The organism is Prevotella pectinovora, from assembly GCF_041323955.1.
In the GTDB taxonomy this organism is placed as follows: Bacteria; Bacteroidota; Bacteroidia; order Bacteroidales; family Bacteroidaceae; genus Prevotella; species Prevotella pectinovora.
The window spans coordinates 2,853,570-2,878,008 of record NZ_JBGLIV010000001.1; the positions used below are offsets into that span (position 1 = coordinate 2,853,570).

Below are 24,439 nucleotides of genomic sequence, written 5' to 3' on the forward strand. Positions count from 1 at the left end.
TGATGCTTTTAATCCTTTTTTTGACAATGGCAGAAGCCGAAGCGCTTCTTCTATATACCTTATTAACTTATAAAAGACAAATCTCAAATGAGACCAATTCTATTTTTCTCACTCGCAGCAGCCCTCGCCGCCACGACAACAGCGACGGCACAGGAGAACAACGACGACAAGTTCGTTGTAAGCGGTAGTATCCAGAGCGATGTCATCATTCCTCAGGAGGATACCGAAATCGGGGCAAAGAAATACAACGAGTGGGCTCTTACTAATACCTATGCCGATATTGCGGCACGTAGCAACCACCTCGATGCCGGACTCCGTTTCGAGTTCACAAAGCATCCGCTGCCAGGTTATGCCGACACAGACAAGAGCTTCAAGGGATGGGGCGTGCCAAACTTCTATATCAAGACACACTTCGACAAATTCGACCTTACGCTCGGTACTTTCTATGAGCAGTTCGGTTCGGGCTTCATCCTCCGCACATACGAGGAGAGAAGTCTCGGTATCGACAACTCGCTGCTTGGAGGCAAGCTCGTGCTGCGCCCTGCAAAGGGTGTTCAGATCAAGGCACTCTCAGGAAAGCAGCGCCACTACTGGAAGTGGAACGACGCATGGGTGACAGGCGGTGACCTGGAGCTCAGCCTCGACCAGTGGTTTCGTGGCTTCCAGGAGAACAATACATACCTCACACTCGGTGCATCATGGGTGAACAAGTATGAGTCGGCAGACGAAGACAACGTTATGGTGCCTGGAGCTTCATACAAGCTCAAGTTCCCGTCAACGGTAAACGCATTCGACGTGCGTGCCAACCTGCAGACCGGCGATTTCTCATTCCTCGCTGAATATGCGTGGAAGACCCAGGACCCATCATTCGAGAACAAGTATGTCTACCGTACCGGCCGCGTAGGAATGCTCTCTGCTTCTTACTCACGCAATGGATTCAGCGTGTTGGCTCAGGCAAAGCGTTCTGACAACATGGGATTCCGCAGCGCACGCAGCGTGACAGGACTCTCGTCGAACATCAACAACCTGCCTGCATTCACAATGGAGCAGACATACACCCTCGCAGCTCTCTATCCTTATGCCACACGCTCCGACGGCGAGTGGGCTTTCCAGGGAGAAATCGGATACAAGTTCAAGGGCAGATACGCTCCAAGCTTCAAGCTCAACTATTCTCACGTGTTCGACATCGACAAGAACTTCAGCAAGGGACCTCACTATGACGGATACGGATATGGCTCAAATGGTTATGGTTCGGCATTCTGGAAGATAGGCAAGTCGTTCTACCGCGACTTCAACATCCAGTATGAGCAGAAGTACAGCCGTGACTTCAAGCTCAACTTCATGTATATGAACCAGTATTACAATAACGACGTGCTCACGGCAATCGAGCGTGAAGACGGTGCACACGTCGGCGACGTGCTCAACCACATCTTCATCGCTGACGCCAAGTGGAAGATGACTCGCAAGATGACTCTCCGCGGTGAGGCTCAGTATATGAAGTCTTCTGACGGCAAGGACTATCAGATCTTCAAGTGGAACTCAAACGGCGCACAGGGCGACTGGATCAGCGGACTGCTCGAGCTGTCAGTGCTTCCTAACTGGATGTTCACTGTATCTGACCTCTACAATGCCGGTGAGACAAAGCACCACTATTATATGGGATCTGTGACATTCAACTATGGTGCACATCGCCTGCAGGTGGGTTACGGACGTACACGCGCCGGATTCAACTGTACTGGTGGCGTCTGCCGCTATGTGCCGGCAAGCAAGGGCGTAACATTGTCGTATAACTATAACTTCTAAATCTCATGAAACTAAAGAATATTCTATATAGCTCGGCAGTAGTTGCCGTTGCGGCTCTCTTCACGGCATGTTCTGACATCGACGAGAACGAGCGCTTCGAATACGTTAAGCCTGCATCAGTAAACCGTGCCGTGCTCATCGAGGACTTCACTGGCCAGAACTGTGTTTACTGCCCTAACGGAACTGAAATCATCGAAGGTCTCCTCAAGCAGTATGGCGAGGATCACATCATCGCTGTTGGTATGCACAGCGGTCCGCTCGGATTCAAGGGCAGCAAGAAATATGTAGGTCTCAAGACAGACATCGCTGATACATACTATAACGCATGGGGCGTGACAACACAGCCTACTGCTACTATCAACCGTTCTGTAGTGCTCTCCGACTATACCAAGTGGGGAGCAGCCGTGGCTATTGAGCTGCAGAAGGAAGCCAAGCTTTCGCTCAACTTGACAAATACTTATGACGAGGCTTCTCGTCAGCTCACTATCAATGTTGAGGCTTACGGCACTGACGGCAACACCGACGGCAAGCTCACCGTATGGCTGCTCGAAGATGGTGTGAAGGCTTATCAGAAGGACCAGAGCGGATATAACTACGACTATATCCACAACCACGTGTTCCGTGCCAACGTTACCGCTGACGCATGGGGTGACGCAATCTCCGTGAAAGAGGGCGTGAAAAGCGAGAAGAGCTACACCTACACTCTGCCGGAGGAATGGAATGCCGATAACGTCAGTGTAGTGGCTTTCGTCAACGGTGCCGACAACCACAACGTGGAGCAGGTGACCAAGAAGGCAATCAAGCCACAGTCATTGTTGACAAAGTAATTTATCCTCAGGTAGTCCGGAAATTCCGGACTCCCATATATGCTTTGAGCCGACAGGTCGCTCAGGGCGCTTCAAATACAAAACCGATTAAAATCAAAAAAAGAAAAATATGAAATCATTAAAGACCCTTTTGTTGGCTGGTTTGAGCCTCATGGCTTTCACTACAGTCTATGCGCAGGAGGAAGAGGAGGTGGAGACAGACCTCACTACCCTGCAGTTTGTTGACGCCAATGGCAACGTAGTTGCTGACGGTTCAACTCTAATCATCAATCCTACAGATGTTGAGGATGCTCCTGAGGTAGAGATTAAATCCGGACTCTATGTCAAGAACACGACAGAGGAGCCCGTTTATGCATCTGCTTATGTTAACATCAAGTCTATGGACAACGGTCGTTTGCAATGTTGCTTCCCGGGAAGCTGCTATGCTAAGATGGAGGTCGGCGATTTTACAACCAAGCCTGAGATTCCTGTTGCAGCTGGTAAAACTCGAAGTTTCGAGGCTGAGTGGTTTCCTGAAGGATACGGATCTTGTACAACTGATTTCCAAATTAAGATTTTTGAGGAAAAGTTTGCTCCTACCAAGGTGCTCAAGGCAAATGGTCCTAAGGTTACTGTAACCTTCATCTATAGCGACCCTGCAAGCATCAACGGCGTTTCCAACGACGGTGCAAAGCCTGTAGCATTCTACAATGCAAACGGTCAGCAGATCAACAACCTGCAGAAGGGCTTGAACTTCATCAAGTATTCTAACGGCAAGACAGTGAAGACTGTTATAAAATAATCATCCGGAAATATTCAATAACAATTAAATTTAATAGAACATGAAAAAAGTTTTACTTTCTATGGTTGCTCTTCTCATGTCTACATTCACTTTCGCACAGGTGAATGGAGCATTGAAGCTGGAGCGCAACGCTGCACCTGCAAAGGTGGCTGTCAAGGCATCGCCAAGAAAAGCCCTTGCTGACGGACAGCGTTATCTCGGTTATTACTCATCAGACAATTTCGGTCAGCCTGGTTTGGGTATCGCTAATATAGGAGCTTATGAGACATGTAAGGCAGTCACAGCTATGAGTGCTGATTTCCTCAAGCCTTTCGTGGGTATGAAGGTTGTAGGTATCAGATATGCCATCCTGGCTTCCAACTTGGTATCTAAAGTGATGCTCGGTGATTGTGAGTTCACAAGCCAGGGCGTAGGATTCGGCGATGACATCCTCTTGAGCAAGGACGTTACTTCTTCAAATGCGGGCTGGAACACAGTGATGTTCGATGCTCCTTACACTATTCCTGCCAACACCGCTCTCTACGCAGGATTCCAGTACAACCAGAAGGCTGATAAGCAGGGTGGTCATTTCACAAGTGAGTGCTATCCTCTCTCTCTCATCAACGAGGGCGTAACAGGAAACCCTCTTTATATTTATACCAACGTTCCAGCAAATAAAGGCGGTAACGGCGAGGGATGGTATAACTTCGGCGCTGACTTCGGCAACATCTGTATTCAGCTCATCGTTGAGGGACAGCCGGCTGGCAACTTCCTCTCTCCAGTTCAGTTGGATGAATTCCAGACTTTAGTAGGCAAGACAAAGAACGTTGAGGTTCTTTTCCAGAATGTATGCAACGGCTCTCTGAGCAGCTACTCTTATACATATACTCAGAATGGTGTCACATCTGCAGAGCAGACTGTTGATCTCGCAGCAAACACTATTGAGACTATCGTGAAGATTCCTGTTCAGATTGAAGGCGCTGCCGCTCCTGGCAAATACGATTTCACTCTGAACATCACAAAGGTGAACAATGTTGAGAACGCTGCTGCCGTTACTTCTATCAAGAGCAAGAACGAGACAATGGCAAAGGATTTCAAGCCTGTTGTAGTTATGGAGGAATTCACTGGAACCGGTTGTCCTAACTGCCCTCGTGGTATTGTTGGTATGGAGAAGGCTGCCAAGACCTTCGGCGACCAGCTCATCGGTATCGGTATCCACCAGTATAACCAATCAGACCCAATGTACACTGCAAACTGGGCTAACCTCATTTGGGAGGGTGCTCCTGGTTGCAAGCTTAACCGCACCGGAAGCCAGATAGACCCATATTATGGTTCAGAGACAAGCATCTGCGACGATATCGCAGCTCTTCTCACCAAGATTCCTGCAGCTTCACTTACTGTAAAGGGCGAGTGGGGTGCTGAAGATGACGGTACTATCAACGCAACAGCAACTGTTGAGTCACAGACTGAAAAGGAATACCAGCTCGTATTTGCTGTTACAGCAGACAACGTGAAGGGCGAGGGCAGTCTTTGGGCACAGACAAACAACTACTCAAAGAAGGCAGGCATATTCACATACGAGTCTCTCCCAGAGGATATGCAGTTCCTTTACAACGAGCCAGTATACTACTATCCAGCATTCAACGAAGTGCTCGTAGCAAGCTCTTACGTACGTCATCTCAACAAGTGTGCTAACGTTAAGGTTCCTGCAGAGGGTACAGTGGATGGTACATACCAGCTCCAGATGCCTGTTACAAACAAGACTCTCCTGCCGGCTATCGACAAGGACCAGCTCAACATCATCGCTTTCGTTATCGATCCAACTACAAAGAAGATCGTCAACGGTGCCAAGGCTAAGCTCCCGACATGGGTAACAGCAGTGAAGGGTGTTAAGACCAATGATGTAAACGCTGTTGAGGTAGCTCGCTACACAATGGACGGACGTCAGGTTTCTGCTCCTGTAAAGGGCATCAACCTCGTGAAGATGTCTGACGGCACAACACAGAAGGTGCTCGTAAAGTAATATCGCAGAGATAAAAATCTCCTTTATAGATAATATGGAGTTGTGAAGGCGGTACGCCGTCGGAGCAACTCCATATTTTTGTCTTCATAAAGCATTTACCATAGACGGTTAATGACCGTTTGGGAATTGTCCAATCCGTTGCCCACGTCTATTTATCGTATTGTCAATGGTTTCCGAGTTGAAACTTGCGAAAGTTAAGTAACTTTATTGAATAATGGGTTAAAATCTCTAAATAAGCAGGGGTAATGCGATTAGTTTTTTGTGTATTTCGATAAATACCTATATCTTTGCAAGGCTTTTGCGGAAATAGCTCAGTTGGTAGAGCACAACCTTGCCAAGGTTGGGGTCGCGGGTCCGAGTCCCGTTTTCCGCTCCAGAAGATGCCGCAATGGTGGAATTGGTAGACACGAGGGACTTAAAATCCCTTGGCCAGGAATGGCCGTGCGGGTTCGAGTCCCGCTCGCGGCACATATTTAATATCACATTTAGCGTTATAATTATAAAACTTTTCTTTATATCTTCATCAGTATGCAAAAGAATGTAGTATTGTTCATGTCAGCAGCAGCGTTACTCGCGCTTTCTTCATGTTCATCTAAATTAGGTGCATTGAGCGCTGACAATTTTAGTGTTAATCCCAACCCGCTCGAAACAGAAGCAGGTAAGGTGCCAACAACAATCAACGGCAAATTCCCGGAAAAGTATATGAAGAAGAAGGCTGTTGTTACCGTAACTCCAGAGCTGCGCTATGCCGACGGCAAGACAGCAAAGGGCAACGGAGCTACTTTCCAGGGAGAGAAAGTGGCAGGCAACAACCAGACAATCCAGTATAAGGTTGGTGGAAACTACACAATGAACACCAGCTTCGACTACGTGCCGGAGATGCAGAAGAGCGACCTCTATCTCACCTTCGACGCTTACGTAGGCAAGAAGAAAGTAAACGTGCCTGAAGTTAAGGTAGCCACAGGCGTTATCTCAACATCAGAGTTCTACAAGAAGACACTCGCCAGCGACGGTGCCTGCATCGCGCCAGACTCATTCCAGAGAGTGAAGGCTCAGAAGCAGGAGGCAGAAATCAAGTTCCTCATCAACCAGGCTAACCTGCGCAAGAGCGAGATGAAGAACAACTCAGTGAAGGAGTTCGTTCAGATGCTCAAGAAGATCAACCGCGACAAAGAGGGACTCAACATCAAGAACGTGGAAGTTGCAGCTTACGCTTCTCCAGAGGGTGGCGTGAAGTTCAACGACAAGCTCGCAAGCAAGCGTCAGAACACATCAGAGAAGTATGTCAAGCAGACTCTGAAGAAGACAAAGGTAAGCACAGATATCGACGCAAGATATACAGCACAGGACTGGGACGGATTCCAGAAGCTCGTTGCAGCGTCTAACCTCCAGGACAAGGACGTAATCCTCCGCGTGCTCTCTATGTATCAGGACCCACAGGAGCGCGAGCAGCAGATCAGAAACATGTCTGCCGGTTTCCGTGAGCTCGCTGACGGTATCCTGCCGGAGTTGCGCCGTTCACGTCTCATCATCAACTACGAGACAATCGGACGCAGCGACGACCAGATCAAGGAGCAGTACAATGCTGACCCAACCAAGCTCAGCGCCGACGAGCTTCTCTATGCTGCAGCTCTTGAGGACAACGCTGACAAGAAGGAGGCTATCTACAAGAAGACAGCAGAGATCTATCCTAACGACAACAGAGCATTCAACAACGTTGCCGCTCTGGAGTTTGCAAAGGGTAACAACGACGCTGCCAAGGAATATCTCGCAAAGGCTGTAGACGCAAAGAGCGACGCTGCCGAGGCTAATGCCAACAAGGGTCTTGTAGCTCTGCTCGAGGGTAACACCGCAGAGGCACAGAACCACATCGCCAAGGCTACCGGCGCCAACGACCTAAACAAGGCTCTCGGTGCTCTCAACATCGCCAACGGCAAATATGCACAGGCTGAGCAGAACTTCAACGGTGTGAACAGCAACACCGCTGCTTTGGCACAGATTCTGAACAAGAACTATGCTGGCGCTATCTCTACTCTCAACGGAGTGAAGAACAAGACTGGCGTGACAGACTACCTGCTCGCTATCGCCAACGCACGTCAGGGCAACAACGATGCTGCTTCTTCATATCTGAAGAGCGCGCTGCAGAAGGATCCAAGCCTGGCTTCATACGCAGCAAACGACCTCGAGCTGATCAATGTCAGCAAGTAAGGTCATCGCTATGACAATATAATAAACTGATCATACACAGAGGAGGATGTAAGCAACATATCGTTTGTCTACACCCTCCTCTTTTTTTTATTCCAAGAAAATGAAACGCATACTCTATTTCTTCATCACCATCATGGCGATAGCCTTCACTGCCTGTTCCGGCAGAAAGGGATACTTCACCATTGAGGGTCGCTTCCTAAACATGAACCAGGGAGAACTCTATGTGTATAGCAACGACGGACTGACAAGCGGCATCGACACCATAAAGGTGAACGGCGGACGATTCTCCCTCGACATTCCATGCAAGAGGAGGGGAACGCTGATGATCGTCTTCCCCAACTTCTCAGAGCAGCCCGTCTTTGCCGAACCCGGCAAGAGCGTAGACATAAAGGCGGACGCCTCACACCTGAAGCAGATGACAACCACCGGCACAAAGGACAACGAGCTGATGAGCGACTTCAGACAGGCGGTGGCATCTGCAAGTCCGCCAGAAACGGTGAAGATGGCAGAGACCTTCATCAAAGACAATCCGAAGTCGCAGGTGGCAATATATCTGATGAACAAATATTTCGTATGCAGCGGAAACACCGAATACGTGAAGAAAGCCAAGGAGCTGCTTCCGTTGATAAACCAGCCTGACAACGGCGGACTCGTGAGGATGCAGCGCAACATCGACATGCTGCTCGCCTCATGCAAGGGAAACATGCTGCCGGCATTCAATGCCACTACGACCGACGGCAATTCCGTGAGCAATGCCACATTCAGAGGCAAGACAACGATAATATTCACATGGGCTTCGTGGAGCTTCGAGAGCGAGAACATGATGCGCCGTGTGAACACTGTCATCAACAACGCCGGCGGCAGCGTGGCTGCCCTGGGCATCAATGTAGATGCCAGCGCCAAGATATGCAGCAGGGTGATGAAGAACGAATCGCTGACTTATCCGTCGGTATGCGACGAACAGCTTTTTGAAAGCAAGCTTCTCTCGAAACTCGGACTGCATGCCGTGCCCGACAACATCATCGTGGGGGCCGACGGCAAGGTGGTGGCACGCAGCGTGCCGATAGACGAGATAGAACGTTATCTCAGATAATGCATAGCCCCCGATAGGCATACAACAGAATAGACATAAATACACTCACTACCCATAAACCAGAAGACTAATGCTCGTAAAGACATACAGCGCCGCTGTGAACGGACTTGAGGTGACCACAGTGACGGTAGAGATAAGCCTCACCAGAGGAATCATGTTCCACCTGTCAGGACTCGCCGATACGGCGGTGAAGGAAAGCCACGACCGCATCGTTGCGGCATTGCTCAACAACGGATACAAATTCCCCGTTGCCGACATCACGGTGAACATGGCTCCCGCCGACCTTCGCAAGGAGGGCAGTGGCTACGACCTGCCATTGGCGATAGGTATCCTTGCCGCCATGGAGAAGGTGGAGACGGAGAATCTCGACAAATACATGTTTGTCGGAGAACTTGGTCTCGACGGCAGGCTGCAGCCCGTACGCGGTGCCCTGCCCATAGCCATCCGTGCCAGGAAAGAGCAGTTCAAGGCTCTCATCGTGCCGCGCCAGAACATCCGTGAGGCGGCGGTGGTGAACAATATCGACGTGTATGGCATGGACAGTCTTGCCGATGTAATCGCTTTCATCAACGGCACGGCAGAATTTGAACCAACGAGGATTGACACGAGGCGCGAATTCTACGAACAGCAGTCTAATTTCGATCTCGATTTCGCCGACGTGCGCGGACAGGAGAACGTGAAGCGTGCCATGGAAGTGGCTGCCGCCGGCGGTCACAACATGGTGATGATAGGTCCGCCGGGAAGCGGAAAGTCGATGATGGCAAAGCGTCTGCCCTCTATCCTCCCACCGCTCTCGCTTGCCGAGAGCTTGGAGACCACACAGATACACTCCGTGGCAGGAAAGCTCGGCAAAGGGATGTCGCTCATCTCGCAGCGCCCCTTCAGGTCGCCCCATCACACTATATCCCAGGTCGCCCTCGTTGGCGGCGGCATGAATCCGCAGCCGGGAGAGATATCTCTCGCTCACAACGGTGTGCTCTTTGCCGACGAGCTGCCGGAGTTCAACAAGGCAACGCTCGAGGTGTTGCGTCAGCCGCTCGAAGACCGCAAGATAACGATAGCCCGTTCGAAATACACCATAGAATATCCCTGCTCATTCATGTTCGTGGCGAGCATGAACCCCTGTCCGTGCGGATATTTCAACGACCCCACACACCATTGTGTCTGCACCCCCGGTCAGATACAGCGATATATGAACAAGATCAGCGGTCCGCTTCTCGACCGCATCGACATCCAGGTGGAAATTACTCCCGTGCCCTTCAAGGATATCTCCAAGGCACAGCCCGGCGAACCGAGTTCTGCCATCCGCGACCGTGTCATCAAGGCGCGCCACCGTCAGGAAGAGCGTTTCAAGGATATTCCTGGCGTATATTGCAACGCACAGATGACCGAGCGCATGATACACCAGTATGCCGAACCCGACGAGACAGGCATCAACCTCCTGCGTATGGCGATGGAGCGTCTGAATTTGTCAGCCCGTGCATACAACCGTATTCTGAAAGTAGCCCGTACCATCGCCGACCTTGAAGGATGTGAAAACGTGCAGTCAGACCATCTCGCCGAAGCCATCAGCTACCGCAATCTCGACCGTGGCGATTGGGCGGATAGGTAGTCTGCCGAACCTTAAGGACCTCACGCGCGTATTTTTTTTGTTTGAAATAGTAATCCTTTTATTATTAATCATTTAATTTTTTATGAATTGGAATCTTAAATGTCTGAAGCAGTATGCGGATTTTCCTGGCCGTGCGCGTATAAAAGGGTACCGGATGTATGTTTTGTTTAATGCCATTATCTGTGCAGTTCTAATGTGTATAGACTTAGCTGCCAGCATGAGTGTGTTATAATATTTCAGAGGACATTTTATGCCCTTTAATGAGACAGTGATGATATCAAGTAAATAATAAATTTTATACTATATGATGATTTAAAACGAAACTGCATATGAACGATAGAAACATAAAGTTATATTGTGGCGGCCGTTTTTATTTCAACTGTAAGGTTGAGGGATATTTGGATCAGGTTGCTAATGATTATCGAACGATATTGTTGGGGGATGTTTCAAAATTGCTTCATCCCAAAGCAACATACATGATAAATGAGCATACTGAGTATTTGGGACCTTTCTATTTTTATCTTGAGAGTGAGAAGCAGGTTGCAAATGATATAGTAGCAATAGAGAAGCAGATGCTGGAACAATGTACTGATGCTATATTTATTTTAGATAAAGGAGATTGTGCTGGAACAGTTGCAGAGTTGATTTACTCTTCCACTTTACATAAGAGAATACACATCTTTTATGTCCATTTATCTGATAATGAAGAAACTGAGAGTGATTTACATTCTCCTAACTGGTATCCTATTATTTTGAGCAAGCAGTTGAGTCCTCAGACAAAGATTACCGCTTGTGTCAGCAGGGAGGAGGCAGAGCGAATGGCAATTGAAATGATTCGTGCATTATGATGCAGGCAATTGAAATTACAGCAACGATATTGGGGCTCATCCAAGGAGTATTGGTGATGCTTAACAGACGTATTAATTGGTTTTTTTATTGTCTCCAGATGATTGCGTTATTGTTCTTCTCCTGGAATGTCGGACTGTATGGAGATGTTATAAATGACGTTATATACTTGTTTTTGGGGTTGTGCGCCTATTACTTATGGGGAAAAGGAACAACAAGATGTATTTCATTAAGTTCTGTGCGAGCGGTAGTCGCATACTCTATGGTAACTATAGTATCAACAGTATTGTTGTATTTCTATCTGGCTTCGACCAACGACCCATTGCCTCTTCTTGATGCCATCTCCACTACAACGAGCTTTCTGGCAACAATACTGATGGTTTTCCGACGTCTTGATTGCTGGATAATATGGCTGATTAACGACTTATTGTATTGTGCAGAATACTATATGCTGCCCAATCAGGCTATCTACTTGCTGATACTTAATGCTGTATGGTGCATAATGGCCATCGTATCATTTATAACATGGAGGAAGAGACTTCATACAAAGCCTTTTGAATAATTCCCATTCACTTATATTATTTAAGTTTCGGGAGTTTCTAACTCGCCATTTTGCATTGATATAATTCACAGATATGAGCAAGTTCATCGGATTCATTAACCAGGGCATCAAGCACTTCTTCATCATCGATGGAGAATACCTTGGTGATGGCTGCAACGAATTCAAGAATGGCCTGCCAGATTCTTTCACTGATAGTCAGCTCATGGCTCTTTTGAGGTTATATGCGGCAGCAGCGAGCATGACATTTATAGAGTCTCCGAAAAGACCCTTGTAGAAGTTCCGTCCCAGACGATGGTCGCTCTTGCGTCCACGACCGTCCTTTCCCTTATTCCTGTCATCCTCCTCCTTCTTCTTGTCCTCCATGGCAAGATTGATGTGGATGCTTTCCTTGAGGATAAGCTCCACGCCCTCCTCTCCGATACGGTGACTGAAATGTACAAGCTCGGATGAGGCGCACGGTGCGGATATGCTGAAAGCCTCAAGACCGCAAAAGTACTGATAGTAGGCAGACAGGTAATAATCCCTCTAAACCAATCGGCTTTGCATTGGTTACCTGAGCGAAACGGATGCAAACCGAGCCAAAAGGTGTTTGAACTGACTATATTGGGAGTATGTAACAGGTATCTTAAAAAAAATGACTGCGGATGCAGGGATTACGAAAAATGTCAGTTACCATACGAGCCGTCACACATTTGCCGTGCTGACACTGGCTGCCGGAAGTGACTTGTACACAGTAGGCAAGTTGCTCGGACATACGAGCATAAATTCAACACAGGTGTATGCCGATGTGGTTATGGAAACAAAGGTTGAAGCCATTAGCCGAATTTCAAATTATTTTTCTAACTTGTAAAATACGGGGCTGCGCCGTAAACCTTAATTACGACACAGCCCCATATTTTCATCATCACTTTATTTTATATGCAGCTTTACGTGGATTATTTTTTCCGATAACCACATTTTGGGCATACTCCATCCGCGTTGAGGGCGACACCGCAAAGAGGACAGCGGTCGATGTTATTCTTTGTGGTAAACTCGGCAGACGCGGCATTCACACCGCTTGTGAAAGTGATCTTAGCGATGTTCAGTTTGTCTTTCAACAAGTCATATACAATCTTAATCATACCTTCCACTGTCATGGTTTCTTTGGTAACAACCAGACGGGCATTGGGGTAAGCCGTTGCCAATTCGGTCTTGAAGGCCTCTCCTTTCATTTTGTTTTGCGGATGGCCGTTTTTGATGCCTTGCTTTTCATACACATCAAGAATGGCAGGAAGCAAAGGGTCATCTTCGCGGAGCACCAAGGCATGGTCAAAATTCTTCAACAGGCTCCATGCCACCTTTTGGATTTCATTACAAGGGTACACCATGTTTACACCTTCTTCAACCGTATCTTCCACCTCAATGGTCAGTGTGCCAGTGTGACCGTGAAGATACTGGGCTTCGCCTTGGAAGCCATAGAACCGATGTGCATACTGCAAATCGAAAGTCGTGATACTTCTCATACTTTTTACTTTTTAGAGTTTAACTTTGGGTTATTTATCGTTATCTGCACCTGTATTTGGCTAATGTCAACCGATGCAAAATTCTTTTCTTTCAAATACTGTCGTATCAATTCCGTAAGCCCTTCATCCATATAATCCAAGATGCTCTCTCCCTCGAATATGTGGTGATGCTCTGTCACGGTAATGTCATAATAGCTTTTCCCCACTTCGGGATGGAACACAAGTGATAACAGATTAGCCTTGCAAAACGAATCAAGAATGCGATAGATGGTTGAGATGGTTATCTCATTATCTTTGGATTGCACACACTTGATTATTTCATCAATGGCAGCATGACGCAATTCCATCATAACCTCATAAACCACTTTACGTTGCGGAGTAATTTTTAGGCCTGCGTTCTTTATAATCCCCGTACTTTCCATTCTTCTCATATTGTGATGCAGCAAAGTTAATGATAATATTTCGCATTTGCAATTTTTTATCAACAAAATTGTTGCTTTTTGAAGAATAAAACCGCGTCACCTATTTATCTGTTCGAAGATAGTGGCATATTGGTGGGGGTTCACATATAATGATGTGGTTCCCGAGTGTTATATTATCACTATGGATGGTCTTGAATCGGAACCTTTCGCCGACGTTGCGCCCTACATTTTTGAGGATCTGGGACGCGCCTATGCTGTCGTAAAGAAACAATACCGCAATACAGACCTCAAAAAACATGTTATCGGACTCAACCTCGTCGAAATACATTCCTTAGATTCTGTCTATCAGAAATTCACCTGGCCCATGTGGGAATGTATAGAGTCTATGCACAATGGAGCAATTCTAATTAAAAAGGCTCGACTAATTAAACAAAAGTATTATCTTTGCATCGTGAACATAAACAATGGCCATTCATCTATGTCCTTGATAAATCATCGTAGGCGTAGTGCTAGATGGCATGGAGCGAGCCAAAAAGTGGGACAATCAGCTGCCCCTCTTTTCTTAGACCGAATAGACATACAGGTGGAAATCACTCCAGTGCCCTTCAAGGATATCTCCAAGGCACAGCCCGGCGAACCGAGTTCTGCCATCCGCGACCGTGTCATCAAGGCGCGCCACCGTCAGGAAGAGCGTTTCAAGGATATTCCTGGCGTATATTGCAACGCACAGATGACCGAGCGCATGATACACCAGTATGCCGAACCCGACGAGACAGGCATCAACCTCCTGCGTATGGCGATGGAGCGTCTGAATTTGTCAGCCCGTGCATACAACCGTATTCTGAAAGTAGCCCGTACCATCGCCGACCTCGAAGGATGTGAAAACGTGCAGTCGGACCATCTCGCCGAAGCCATCAGCTACCGCAATCTCGACCGCAGCGACTGGGCGGAGAGAGGACTGTGATTGAGGGTTCCGTAGATTGTAGTGTGGAAAGTCGTTAGCAAGTAGTTTAACCCCAAATGGCCTAATGACCGTTTGGGGTTTATGTCAGAACACCGGTAGGGTGGCGAGCTGATACATCAGCGTTAGTGCCATGCGGCGATGTCCCTCGTTGTTGGGATGCAGACGGTCGGTATCTCTGTTGTTGAAAAATTCAGCCTGTTCGTCCATCAAAGGATAGAGTCCGGATAGGGCGTTCATGTCGATTACCGGAACACTCCAGATGTTGCCGGCCTCCTTCACCGACTCCACGTAGCTGCTCACATATTCACCACATTTGTTGCGATATTCCTCCGTAGGCTGCCAGTTGGTGTCTTTCAGATAGAATCCCGCACGGTGTATCGGAGTCACCAGGACCACCTGTTTGCCGGGGAACATCCTCTTCACCTTGTCCAACGCTATGTTTATCCTTCCGCGATAAGTGGAATCCGTCATACACATCCTCTTGCGCATTCTCTTCACCAAGTGTTTCTGCTCGTGAATGCCAGCCATCACCTCCTCTTCCTGCTCGGTGAACCATTCTCCGACAGGTACCCCGGCATTGAAGTCGTTGGTGCCGATGAAAATCAGTATGGCGTCGAACTCGTTGCCATGCTCCGCCTTGAGCTTGTCAGCCTGTCGCGGAATGTCGTTCCATTGCCGTCCGCTCACGGCATATACGTATGGCGTGATGCTGAGCCATTCCTGCAGCAGACTCCAGTATTTTCTGTTTGCCGCCTTGTGGTTAGGGTCGGTGATGGAATCTCCGAAATATGCCACCCGTTTCCCCTTCCATGGATGGCATCCCCATGAGGAACTTGCTCCTGTAGTGGATTGCGTGACAAACATCCCGGCAGAAGTGTTTCCGGGTGTTTCTACGCCGTTCTCTTTTGCTTGTGTGGTAGTCACAGCCGTTGCCAACAACAACGCCGTGAGAGTAGAATTTAGTATGTTCATTTGTTTTTGGATATTCGTTTGCCCCAATCAGTTTGGTCTCCGATTTGGAGATATAAGCAAATGAGCCTGAGTCCATATCCGAACCCAGACTCATCAGTATTGTTTTAACCCAAATCGGTCATTAGACCGTTTTTTTGTATTTATTTAAATTGCTTGCAGTCTTTTGCCTTTTAAGAGCAAAATCCAAGCAAGCTCTGACTACCGGTTTGGGGTTAAATAAGCTTCTTCCATTACATCTCCGTCAGATGCATGTCGCCCTTTTCAGCCAGTGCGATATGCATGGCGAAGGCCTTTCCGAGGTTGTGGCGTGTCTGTCCCATCTGTGCATGCTCAAGATAAGCACGCAGGATAGGTCTGTAGTCAGGATGCGCACAGTTTTCTATTATGAGATGCGCACGCTCTATCGGACTCTTGCCACGCAGGTCGGCAACGCCCTGCTCCGTGACGATCACGTTCACGTCGTGTTCAGAGTGGTCCTGATGGCTCACCATCGGCACGATGCTGCTTATCAAGCCACCCTTTGCCGTTGACGGACAGGTGAAGATGCTGATGTATGCGTTGCGTTCGAAGTCGCCGCTTCCGCCGATACCGTTCATCATCTTCGTTCCGCTGATGTGTGTAGAGTTAGCATTGCCGTAGATGTCCACCTCGATGGCAGTGTTGATGGCAATCACACCCAGTCGGCGTATCACCTCAGGCGAGTTTGATATCTCACTTGGGCGGAGCGTGATGTGGTCTTTCAGATAGTTCATGTTGTCGTAAACCTGCTTCAGACATTCGTTAGACACCGTGAGCGAGCAAGACGATGCGTCTTTCACTCTGCCCTCAAGCATCATCTCCACCACGCTGTCCTGCATCACTTCAGTGTATACATTGAAGTCAGGCACCTCCTTGTGCTTGCCCAGTGCGCCGAGGATGGCGTTTGCCGTGCTTCCCACACCGCTCTGCAGCGGGAGGAATGTTGAAGGAATGATGCCACGCTTCATGTCGTTTACGAGGAATTCAGCCACGTTGTGTCCTATCTGGTCAGTAATAGGGTCGCTGTCCTTGAAGGCACGTGCCTCGTCGGGGAGGTCACACTCCACGACGCCCACAATCTTCTTGGCGTCGATTTCCACGTATGGCTTGCCGATGCGGTCGCCCACGTTGATGATAGGTATAGGCTGGCGCATTGGCGGATCGAGCGGCTCATATACGTCGTGCATGAACTTGGCGTCCTTGCTGTGGAAGGAGTTCAGTTCCAGAATCACGTGCTTTGCCATTCTCGCTACGGTAGGGCTGATGCCACCTGCCGATGTGAGATACGCCTTGCAGGTGTCTGCACCCTCCTCGATGTCGCACACTTCGAGGATAGCCCAGTCTATGTCACCATAGAATCCGTAGCGCAGCTCCTGTGCCATCTGGCTCAGGTGTATGTCGTTGTAGGATATCTCTCCCTTGTTCACGCTCTTGCGGAACGAAGGGTTTGTGGTATATGGTGCACGGTATTTTATGGCGTGTGCCTCGGTGAGCACACCGTCGGTGCTCTCTCCTGTAGATGCTCCAGTGAATATATTAACCTTGAACTCCCTGCCGGCTTCATGCTCGGCAGTGGCGATTGCAGCCAGTTCTCTCGTTACCGCCTTTGCCGAACCGGCAGGCGTGAATCCGCTCATTCCCAGCGTGTCGCCGTTTTTGATTAATGCGGCTGCGTCGGCCGCCGTCATACGTGTGTAAGCCATATAATACTTTTTTTAATGGTTAATATTTTTTCCCCGATCCGGCAATGAGGTCATTCTGGGAAAGCCCTAATTACCGATTCGGGTTAAGGCCAAGTCAGTTGTTCACAGTCAGAATGCCAAACGTGCCGGTGGTATTGCCGCGGTATTCTATCATTCCGCGTCCTTTGTCGCCTTTGATGAGAATTCCTCCGCTGTTCATGTCATACACCCTGTGGCAGTATCGGCAAGTCGCCGTGCCGTCGGTATTCATCGTCAGGGCATAGCGAGTCAGTCCCGAACTCTCATAGCAGTTGCGGCACTGGCTGTCGTAGGCATAGAATTTTCCCGTCTGGTTTCCGAATCCCACGATGATGGCATTGTATATGCCTATCGTCCATTGTGCCTTCTGGTCTATCGCCGTCAGCATTCCGTAGCTCGGTTCGCTGTTTTGGTTGGTCTCAAACTTGAACCGTGTCTTGCCGTCTCTTGATATCCTGCAGAACACACCCGGCGACATGGCGTTCATCGCGCTGCCAAGAGTCATGTTCTGCATCGTGGAGTTGTTGATGACGAGGTGACACGGATAGTTGCTGTATTCCGAGTCGGCACAGGCAGACAGCAGCATGACTGCCGCTCCGGCATAGAGCGTCAGCCGCTGTCTGTGGCATGGGCAGTGGACAATGATGCCGTGGAGCATCTCTGCCACTTTACCCCTTATGATTTTCTTTTCCCAGAACTTGTTCATTGGTGTGAAATCAGCTGTTGTATGGTATCATTGCCAACACGTCGGCAATCTTTTCCAGTCCCTCCTGCAGCGGCTTCGACACCATTCCCTTGATAAAGGGGTTGATGTCGGCCTTTATGGTGAGACGCATCTTGCATGCCTCGTCGCCCTCAGGCACCACCTGTATCCACAGGTTGGCGGCAATCGGAGAGTTTGTGGTGGCAAACTTGATGCATTTGGGCTCTTCCCTCTCCACGATTTTCATCGCCACGCTTCCCATCGGAGCACTGATGCTCAGGCTGTCGCGGTCGAAGGAGAGGTCCTTTATCTTGTCCTCAGGCAGTTTGTCGCGCACTTTCTCCAGATTGCTCAGGTCGCTGAGCATGGCATATACGGCGGTCTGAGGGTAGGGGATATGCTTGATGCTGCTTTCAAACTTGCTCATAACTTCATCCAGTTAGCAGGGTCCTTGCGCCATTCGTTGAGCACTTCCACATGCTCTGGCTTGATATATCCTGTCTCCTTTGCCTGCTCCACCACGTGGTCGTAGTCGGTCAGTGTGATGAGCTTCACTCCAGCCTCTTCGAAAGCCTTCTTTGCCACGTCGAAGCCGTAGGTGTAAGAAGCTACCATTCCTACCACTTCGCAGCAGTTCTTGCGTATTGCCTCTACAGCCTTCAGCGATGAACCGCCGGTAGAGATGAGGTCTTCCACTACCACTACCTTCATGCCAGGTTTCAGCTCGCCCTCGATGAGGTTCTCCAGTCCGTGATCCTTTGGTTTGCTGCGCACGTAAACGAACGGCAGGTTGAGCTCGTCAGCCACGAGAGCACCCTGTGCGATGGCGCCGGTAGCCACACCGGCCACGGCCTCTGCCTCAGGGAAGTTCTCGAGCACGGCGTGCACGAGTTCCAGTTTCACGTAGTTGCGGAGGTCCGGATAAGACAGAGTCTTACGGTTGTCGCAATAGAAAGGAGATTTCCAGCCAGAAGCCCAAGTGAATGGATTCTCTGGTTGCAACTTGATAGCCTTAACCTTCATGAGTCTAGAGGCAAATTCTTTTTTCAGTAAGTCCATGATTATTTCGTTTTTAGTTATGATACTGTTTATTTCTTTTATTCCGATTATTCCTGTATGGTATTATACTCCTTGTCTTCAGGGCCTTGATGCCCTTTGTCTTAAGGATTTTATGCCCTTTGGTTTCAGGGTCTTGATGCCCTTTGTCTTCAGAGTATGGAAACTCTTTGTCTTTTAGAGCAATGATACCATTTGTTCCCTGTGTGTTATACCCTTTATTTCTCTGAGAACAGCACCTGTATCACCGTCTGTCCCACAGCCTTGAGTGAGTTCTTGTCGATGTTGTCCATCGTGTCGGTCACGGTGTGCCATGTGGGTCCGAAGGAACTTTGCTGGCAGTTTGGATAATATGCGATGATGTCGATGGTGGGTATTCTCGCCTTTTCGTTCACCGGTCCGTGGTCGTCGGTGATGTATCCGCCTTCCGCCTTTGGGAACAGCGACTCATATCCTGCCACTTCAGCAGCCTTCCACACTTTGTCCACGATGTTCAGGGCGTATTGCTTCGAGAATCCCTCCTGGTAGAAGCGTGCTCCAGTGCCTCCCACCATGTCGAGCAGGATGCCGAAGCGGGCCTCATATCCCGGTTTGTGCGGATTCTCTGCCCAATACTGTGCACCGAGAGCCCAGGAGTCACCGTTGGTGTCTTGGTTGTCGCTCCACTGTGGCACTCCCCAGTCTTCGGCATCGAAGCATACGAAGTCCACTCCCATCTGCAGCGAGTCTGCCTTCTGTATCAGGCGCGCCACTTCGAGCATCACCGCCACGCCGCTCGCAGCGTCGTTTGCACCCATCACCGGTTTGCGCCAGTTGGTGCTGTCGGGGTCGTTGTCAGCCCATGGTCTGCAGTCCCAGTGGGCGCAGAGCAGTATTCTTGTGGTCAGCTCTGGCTTGTAGCTCGCTATGATGTTGGTGCTCTTGAGCACCGTGCCGTCGAAAGCCTTCAGGTCAGCCTTCTGCTCCGTCACCGTGCATCCGTATTCCCTGAATTTCGCCGCTATCCATTCGCCGCACTTGTCGTGAGCTTCGCTGTTCATCGTTCGTGGTCCGAACTCACACTGTTTTGCACAGAAGGCATAAGCCGAGTCTGCATTGAATGTAGGTCCCACCATGGTCATCGTCTCCGTTTCGGCATCAGCCTTTTTGCTGCTTTTGCATGATGCCATAGTGAGTAGCATTGCCGCCATGGGCAGCAAGATATGTGTTAATCTGAGTTTCATTGTATTCTGCTTTTTTGCACCTCAGCCATCACCCTGAGCCAGTTGCCGCCCCATATCTTTTCTATGTCGGCATGAGAGTAGCGTCGTCTGAGCAGTTGGATGGTGAAGTTTATGAGTTCCGAAGAGTCGGCGATGCCGCAGACCCCTCCGTCGCCGTCGAAGTCTGTTCCTATTCCCACGCTGTCGATGCCCATTATGTCGATGGCATGTTCCAAATGGTCTATGGCGTCGATGATGCTCGCCTCCTGTTCGTCGTTTCTTAGAAATCCGTTGTATAGAGTTATCTGCGCCACGCCACCCTTTCTCGCCAGTGCTTCGAGCTGGTCGTCGGTGAGGTTTCGCGGCACGTCACACAGAGCCTTGCAGTTGCTGTGGCTGCATACTATCGGTGTGGCACTGATGTCGAGGGCGTCGTAGAAACTCTGTTCGCCGGCATGACTGAGGTCCACCATCAGTCCGCAGCGGTTCATCTCCCTTATCACCTGCTCTCCCAGCTGGCTCACTCCGCCGTGAGTGTTCTCCGTGCGTCGTGCGCTGTCGCAGATGTCGTTGTCGCCGTTGTGACACAGGGTGATATACACCACTCCTCGCTTTGCGAAATGCTCCACGTTGCGTATGTCGCCGTTCAGCGCCAGTCCGTTCTCTATGCCGAGCATTATGGATTTGCGTCCGTTGCGCTTGTCGGCATACAGGTCAGCCGGAGTCCTTGCTATCGACACGAACTTGTCGTTTGCCCTCACTATGTCTTCAATCTTGTCGAAGATGAGGTCGGCGTATTCCGTTGGCGTCTGTGCCGGCAGCGGTGCTATCTCGGCGAATGTCTCTCCCGGTTTTGGCTGTGGCAGATATGCCGCCATTGTCACGGCGCTCTGTCTGCCGTCTGTCATCTTGTGCAGGTCAACGAGGATGCGGCTGTCTCTCCAGTCGAAGTGTATTCCTTGTGGGAAGAACATCGGTGTGTCGCAATGCGAGTCGATTGTCATCACCTTGTCGTGCAGTCTCTTTGCCTCGTTGAATTCAGCGGCACGTTCCACGAGCCATCTGAAGAGCGGCAGTCCGTCGTCGCCGAGCCATTCCGGATGCCATTGCACACCGAGGATGCTCTTGTGTTCGCTGCTCTCCACAGCCTCTATCACCCCGTCTTCTGCCCATGCCGACGTCTCCATCCTCCTGCCGCAGCTGCCCACGGCCTGATGGTGGAGTGAATTCACGTAGATGCGCTCCCTCTGGAATATGTCGTAGAGCACGGTTCCCGGTTCTATCCTCACCGAGTGAGTGGGTTCGCCGCGCCATTCCGCATCCTGGTCGTGTTTCACCCTTGTCTGGGTCTTCCTTTCGGCATTGTCGGTCCCGCAGGAGTCGATGTCCTGTCTCACCTTTCCTCCCAGTGCCATGGCGAGTGTCTGTATGCCGCGGCAGATGCCGAGCATCGGAATCTGTCTGTTGTAAGCCAGTTCCACGGTGAGCAGTTCCGGCAGGTCGCGGTGTGAGTTTATGCCATGCAGTTGCGGCACCGGCTCCTCTCCACACCAGAGCGGATTGAAGTCGCCGCCGCCGGAGAGCAGCAGTCCGTCGATAGAATCAAGGGTGTTTATTATCACGTCGGTGTCATCGACGGGAGGTATGATTACGGGCACACCGCCAGCCCTCACCACAGCCATATAGTATGGCTCGGCGAGTGTAGCGTTTCCGTTTGCAAAGTTCCCGGTGATTCCTATCACCGGTTTTTTTCGTCCTTCAGGATATCTCTTGTATATCCCATTAAGGCGCGACTGGAAATCAAATGGTTCCACGTCTTGAAAGTGCTTTTTTTTAGTTGACAAGTAGACGAGTAGATTACTCCTTTTTAATAGACATGTAGACGAGTAGACAAGGAAATTACCACTTCTTGTCTGTTAACCTCTCTTCAGTTTGTCAATCCAATCTCCTCGTCAACTTGTCAACTTGTTAACTTGTCAACTCGTTAATCAATATCATCCTCAACAGATTGAGCCTTGGCTCTTCTGCGAGGTCCCACCTCTCCGAGATCTTTCGGTGCAATAGGAATCTCTCTCTTGATGCTCTGCTCCAGAGAGATGAGCGTCTCTGTAGACACCACTCCCGGAATTTCCTGCATCTGGTTGTTGAGCAGGTCCATGAGCTGTCCGTTGTCCTTGGCATAGAGCTTCACGAGCATTGTGTAAGGACCGGTGGTGAAGTGGCACTCCACGATTTCAGGAATATGCTCCAGCTGCTCCACAACAGCCTTATACATGCTACCCTTCTGAAGGGTGATACCCACATAAGTACAGGTAGAGAAACCGAGGCTCTTCGGGTCTACGTCGAATTTGCTGCCCGTTATCACTCCATCCTCTGTCAGATGCTGCACACGCTGATGGATGGCTGCACGTGAAACGTTACATTCTGCCGCTACGTCTTTGAACGGCATTCTTGCATTCTTAGAAAGGATACTAAGTATCTTTTTGTCAAGTCTGTCTATCTTTTCCATAAGAATAAATTACTATTTGGTTCTAATATTATGTTTTATCTTAAAAATGTGCTTTCTATATGGCATTTATAGCATTTTTCACAACATTTGAGCTATTTGCTATTTACCAATAAGCAAAATTAGTGGTTTTTTATAAACCGCACAACATTTTGGCGGTTAAAATTAGTTTTTTTGCAACAAATTGGTTGTTTCCCTTCATTTTCCTTTAGGTTCGGCTAATTATTAGCCAATATCGCCTTGTCTCCGCTTTTTTCCCTCTTGATATATGATAAGGTGAACATTATGGTCGATACAGGAGGCGACGTTGCCTTGTAATCCAAAAATAATGACGAATACCTCGGCTATTTGGGAAAAAGGTGTAACTTTGTGGTCGCGGATTATGAAGGATAAGTAAAAACCGGCAAAATGCGCCTTATCAAAACGAAAGACTGCAAGCGGTTTAAATAAGACTCCGTTAAAGGTCTAATTACCGTTTTTATCCCTCATAGTCGGTCATTGACATTCGAAACTTTAAATAATACCTATTGATATATGAAAAATATTCTATTGATTATTTCGCTGTTTGCGATTTGTGTCGGCGTGAAGGGGCAGATAATGAAGGGGGATGTGCGTCCGGAGGTGCTCATCGAGACTACGATGGGAAATATACGGGTGGAACTGTATAACGAGACACCGCTTCATCGTGACAATTTCCTGAAACTCATCAGAGAGGACCATTTCTATGACTCGCTACTGTTTCATCGTGTGATACCCGATTTCATGATCCAGGGCGGCGACCCTTCCAGCAAGAATGCTCCCAAGGGGGCAATGCTCGGCGAGCATTCACTGGGCTACACCTTGCCGGCCGAGATCCGTTTGCCTCAGATTTTCCATAAGCGCGGTGCGTTGGCGGCAGCCCGCGAACCCGATGATGTCAATCCGAAGCATGAGTCGAGCAGTACGCAGTTTTATATCGTCTACGGCAGACGGCAGGGCGAGAAGGGACTGCAGCGGGGACGTGAGAATCTGGAAAAACTCTTCGGCGACAGTATCAGGATGACGAAGGAGATGGAGGATGTGTATACCACCGTGGGCGGCACGCCACATCTTGATGGAGCCTATACGGTGTTCGGTCAGGTGGTAGAAGGTATGGATGTGGTTGACCGCATCCAGCACGTTGAGCGTGATGCCAACGACAGACCGCTGGAGGATGTAAGGATTATCCGTGCCACGATATTGAGGGACAAGTAATACAAGTTGACGAGGAGACAAGTTGATGAGTTGACAAGGAGATTCGCCTTTTAAACCTTGCAAACAATGATTGTCAGGTTTGGATATGTCCAAGAGCGTATGGAGGTTAGACAAGAGCCATGATATGATTTGAGACAAAAACCGGGATAAAACTAAGGTTGGTGAGGATATTCAAAACCAAGACCCATTATAACCTCAAACCCATCCTAACCTTCCCAAAGGGAAGGAACAAGTTACTATGCCAATCATTTCAGCCAATGAACTTCAGCCCCCACCTAACCTCCCCCGTAGGGGAGGGACAGTTACCATTGGCAGTATGATTATTGCCTGTTGTAAACGTAAGTTTACACTACTATAACTATCAGAGTATCAATGGTTTATCGAAGACAGCGGTAACTGTCCCTCC

The 24,439-nt window shown here is 49.2% G+C and carries 21 protein-coding genes, 2 tRNA genes and 2 pseudogenes; 14 read left to right on the forward strand and 11 right to left on the reverse strand.

Annotated features, from left to right (window positions below):
* Window positions 1–87 precede the first annotated feature (87 nt).
* The 11 genes from ACDC99_RS11130 (at window position 88) to pnuC (ending at window position 11,734) form a co-directional block, all read left to right on the forward strand.
* Window positions 88–1,803, forward strand: coding sequence for a DUF6029 family protein (locus ACDC99_RS11130; protein ID WP_044072099.1), 1,716 nt, complete (start codon window positions 88–90; stop codon window positions 1,801–1,803).
* 5 nt (window positions 1,804–1,808) lie between these two features.
* Window positions 1,809–2,630 (forward strand): Omp28 family outer membrane lipoprotein, encoded by an 822-nt coding sequence (locus ACDC99_RS11135; RefSeq protein ID WP_022316108.1) that lies wholly within the window; start codon window positions 1,809–1,811, stop codon window positions 2,628–2,630.
* A 109-nt stretch (window positions 2,631–2,739) separates the two neighbouring features.
* Window positions 2,740–3,411 carry a hypothetical protein gene (locus ACDC99_RS11140; protein ID WP_370756760.1) on the forward strand — a complete coding sequence of 224 codons (672 nt, stop codon included), beginning with the start codon at window positions 2,740–2,742 and terminating at the stop codon, window positions 3,409–3,411.
* 40 nt (window positions 3,412–3,451) lie between these two features.
* Window positions 3,452–5,413, forward strand: coding sequence for a hypothetical protein (locus ACDC99_RS11145; protein ID WP_370756761.1), 1,962 nt, complete (start codon window positions 3,452–3,454; stop codon window positions 5,411–5,413).
* A gap of 300 nt (window positions 5,414–5,713) precedes the next feature.
* Window positions 5,714–5,789 (forward strand) — tRNA-Gly (locus ACDC99_RS11150).
* A gap of 6 nt (window positions 5,790–5,795) precedes the next feature.
* A tRNA-Leu gene (locus ACDC99_RS11155) sits at window positions 5,796–5,881 on the forward strand.
* 60 nt (window positions 5,882–5,941) lie between these two features.
* On the forward strand, window positions 5,942–7,621 hold the full coding sequence (locus ACDC99_RS11160) for a tetratricopeptide repeat protein (RefSeq protein ID WP_370756762.1): 1,680 nt from the start codon (window positions 5,942–5,944) through the stop codon (window positions 7,619–7,621).
* Window positions 7,622–7,721: 100 nt separating this feature from the next.
* Window positions 7,722–8,714: a DUF4369 domain-containing protein gene (locus ACDC99_RS11165; RefSeq protein WP_370756763.1), complete on the forward strand. Its 993-nt coding sequence runs from the start codon at window positions 7,722–7,724 to the stop codon at window positions 8,712–8,714.
* A 70-nt stretch (window positions 8,715–8,784) separates the two neighbouring features.
* Window positions 8,785–10,326 carry a YifB family Mg chelatase-like AAA ATPase gene (locus tag ACDC99_RS11170; protein WP_370756764.1) on the forward strand — a complete coding sequence of 514 codons (1,542 nt, stop codon included), beginning with the start codon at window positions 8,785–8,787 and terminating at the stop codon, window positions 10,324–10,326.
* A 329-nt stretch (window positions 10,327–10,655) separates the two neighbouring features.
* Complete coding sequence (locus tag ACDC99_RS11175; protein WP_370756765.1) at window positions 10,656–11,174, forward strand: hypothetical protein; 519 nt, start codon at window positions 10,656–10,658, stop codon at window positions 11,172–11,174.
* Window positions 11,174–11,734: a nicotinamide riboside transporter PnuC gene (pnuC, locus tag ACDC99_RS11180; RefSeq protein WP_370756927.1), complete on the forward strand. Its 561-nt coding sequence runs from the start codon at window positions 11,174–11,176 to the stop codon at window positions 11,732–11,734. Before ACDC99_RS11175 ends, pnuC begins: the two co-directional genes overlap by 1 nt.
* 351 nt (window positions 11,735–12,085) lie before the next feature.
* On the opposite strand, the pseudogene ACDC99_RS11185 reads toward pnuC, so the two are convergent.
* Window positions 12,086–12,244, reverse strand: a pseudogene (locus ACDC99_RS11185) (IS5/IS1182 family transposase); the annotation flags it as partial.
* A gap of 124 nt (window positions 12,245–12,368) precedes the next feature.
* Here ACDC99_RS11185 and ACDC99_RS11190 point away from each other — a divergent pair.
* Window positions 12,369–12,584: a tyrosine-type recombinase/integrase gene (locus tag ACDC99_RS11190; protein ID WP_370756766.1), complete on the forward strand. Its 216-nt coding sequence runs from the start codon at window positions 12,369–12,371 to the stop codon at window positions 12,582–12,584.
* Window positions 12,585–12,669: 85 nt separating this feature from the next.
* Here ACDC99_RS11190 and ACDC99_RS11195 read toward each other — a convergent pair whose 3' ends face one another.
* Window positions 12,670–13,236, reverse strand: coding sequence for a 6-carboxytetrahydropterin synthase (locus ACDC99_RS11195; RefSeq protein ID WP_094389332.1), 567 nt, complete (start codon window positions 13,234–13,236; stop codon window positions 12,670–12,672).
* A 5-nt stretch (window positions 13,237–13,241) separates the two neighbouring features.
* Entirely contained in the window at window positions 13,242–13,667 is a 426-nt protein-coding gene (locus ACDC99_RS11200; protein ID WP_288967194.1) for a Fur family transcriptional regulator, read from the reverse strand.
* A 550-nt stretch (window positions 13,668–14,217) separates the two neighbouring features.
* On the opposite strand from ACDC99_RS11200, the pseudogene ACDC99_RS11205 reads away from it, so the two are divergent.
* Window positions 14,218–14,622, forward strand: a pseudogene (locus tag ACDC99_RS11205) (magnesium chelatase subunit ChlI family protein); the annotation flags it as partial.
* 84 nt (window positions 14,623–14,706) lie between these two features.
* On the opposite strand, the gene ACDC99_RS11210 reads toward ACDC99_RS11205, so the two are convergent.
* The 8 genes from ACDC99_RS11210 to ACDC99_RS11245 all read right to left on the reverse strand — a co-directional run bounded on the left by ACDC99_RS11210 (window position 14,707) and on the right by ACDC99_RS11245 (window position 22,803).
* Entirely contained in the window at window positions 14,707–15,594 is an 888-nt protein-coding gene (locus tag ACDC99_RS11210) for an SGNH/GDSL hydrolase family protein (protein ID WP_370756767.1), read from the reverse strand.
* Window positions 15,595–15,824: 230 nt separating this feature from the next.
* On the reverse strand, window positions 15,825–17,315 hold the full coding sequence (locus ACDC99_RS11215) for a succinate CoA transferase (RefSeq protein ID WP_278842278.1): 1,491 nt from the start codon (window positions 17,313–17,315) through the stop codon (window positions 15,825–15,827).
* A gap of 94 nt (window positions 17,316–17,409) precedes the next feature.
* Window positions 17,410–18,039 carry a hypothetical protein gene (locus ACDC99_RS11220; protein WP_370756768.1) on the reverse strand — a complete coding sequence of 210 codons (630 nt, stop codon included), beginning with the start codon at window positions 18,037–18,039 and terminating at the stop codon, window positions 17,410–17,412.
* A 10-nt stretch (window positions 18,040–18,049) separates the two neighbouring features.
* A complete protein-coding gene (locus ACDC99_RS11225; protein WP_022317155.1) occupies window positions 18,050–18,463 on the reverse strand; it encodes an SRPBCC family protein in 414 nt (137 codons plus the stop codon).
* Window positions 18,460–19,095, reverse strand: a complete 636-nt coding sequence (gene pyrE, locus ACDC99_RS11230) for an orotate phosphoribosyltransferase (RefSeq protein ID WP_042520285.1) — start codon at window positions 19,093–19,095, stop codon at window positions 18,460–18,462. The genes ACDC99_RS11225 and pyrE overlap by 4 nt, the downstream gene beginning before the upstream one ends.
* A gap of 215 nt (window positions 19,096–19,310) precedes the next feature.
* On the reverse strand, window positions 19,311–20,261 hold the full coding sequence (locus tag ACDC99_RS11235) for a M28 family peptidase (protein WP_231556888.1): 951 nt from the start codon (window positions 20,259–20,261) through the stop codon (window positions 19,311–19,313).
* A gap of 50 nt (window positions 20,262–20,311) precedes the next feature.
* Window positions 20,312–22,108 (reverse strand): membrane dipeptidase, encoded by a 1,797-nt coding sequence (locus ACDC99_RS11240; protein ID WP_370756769.1) that lies wholly within the window; start codon window positions 22,106–22,108, stop codon window positions 20,312–20,314.
* Window positions 22,109–22,278: 170 nt separating this feature from the next.
* Window positions 22,279–22,803, reverse strand: a complete 525-nt coding sequence (locus ACDC99_RS11245; protein WP_022317159.1) for an Lrp/AsnC family transcriptional regulator — start codon at window positions 22,801–22,803, stop codon at window positions 22,279–22,281.
* A 531-nt stretch (window positions 22,804–23,334) separates the two neighbouring features.
* Between ACDC99_RS11245 and ACDC99_RS11250 the strand changes: the two genes are divergently transcribed.
* The gene (locus ACDC99_RS11250; protein WP_370756770.1) at window positions 23,335–24,033 is read left to right on the forward strand and encodes a peptidylprolyl isomerase; all 699 of its coding nucleotides are present in this window, start codon (window positions 23,335–23,337) and stop codon (window positions 24,031–24,033) included.
* The last annotated feature ends 406 nt before the right edge of the window (window positions 24,034–24,439 follow it).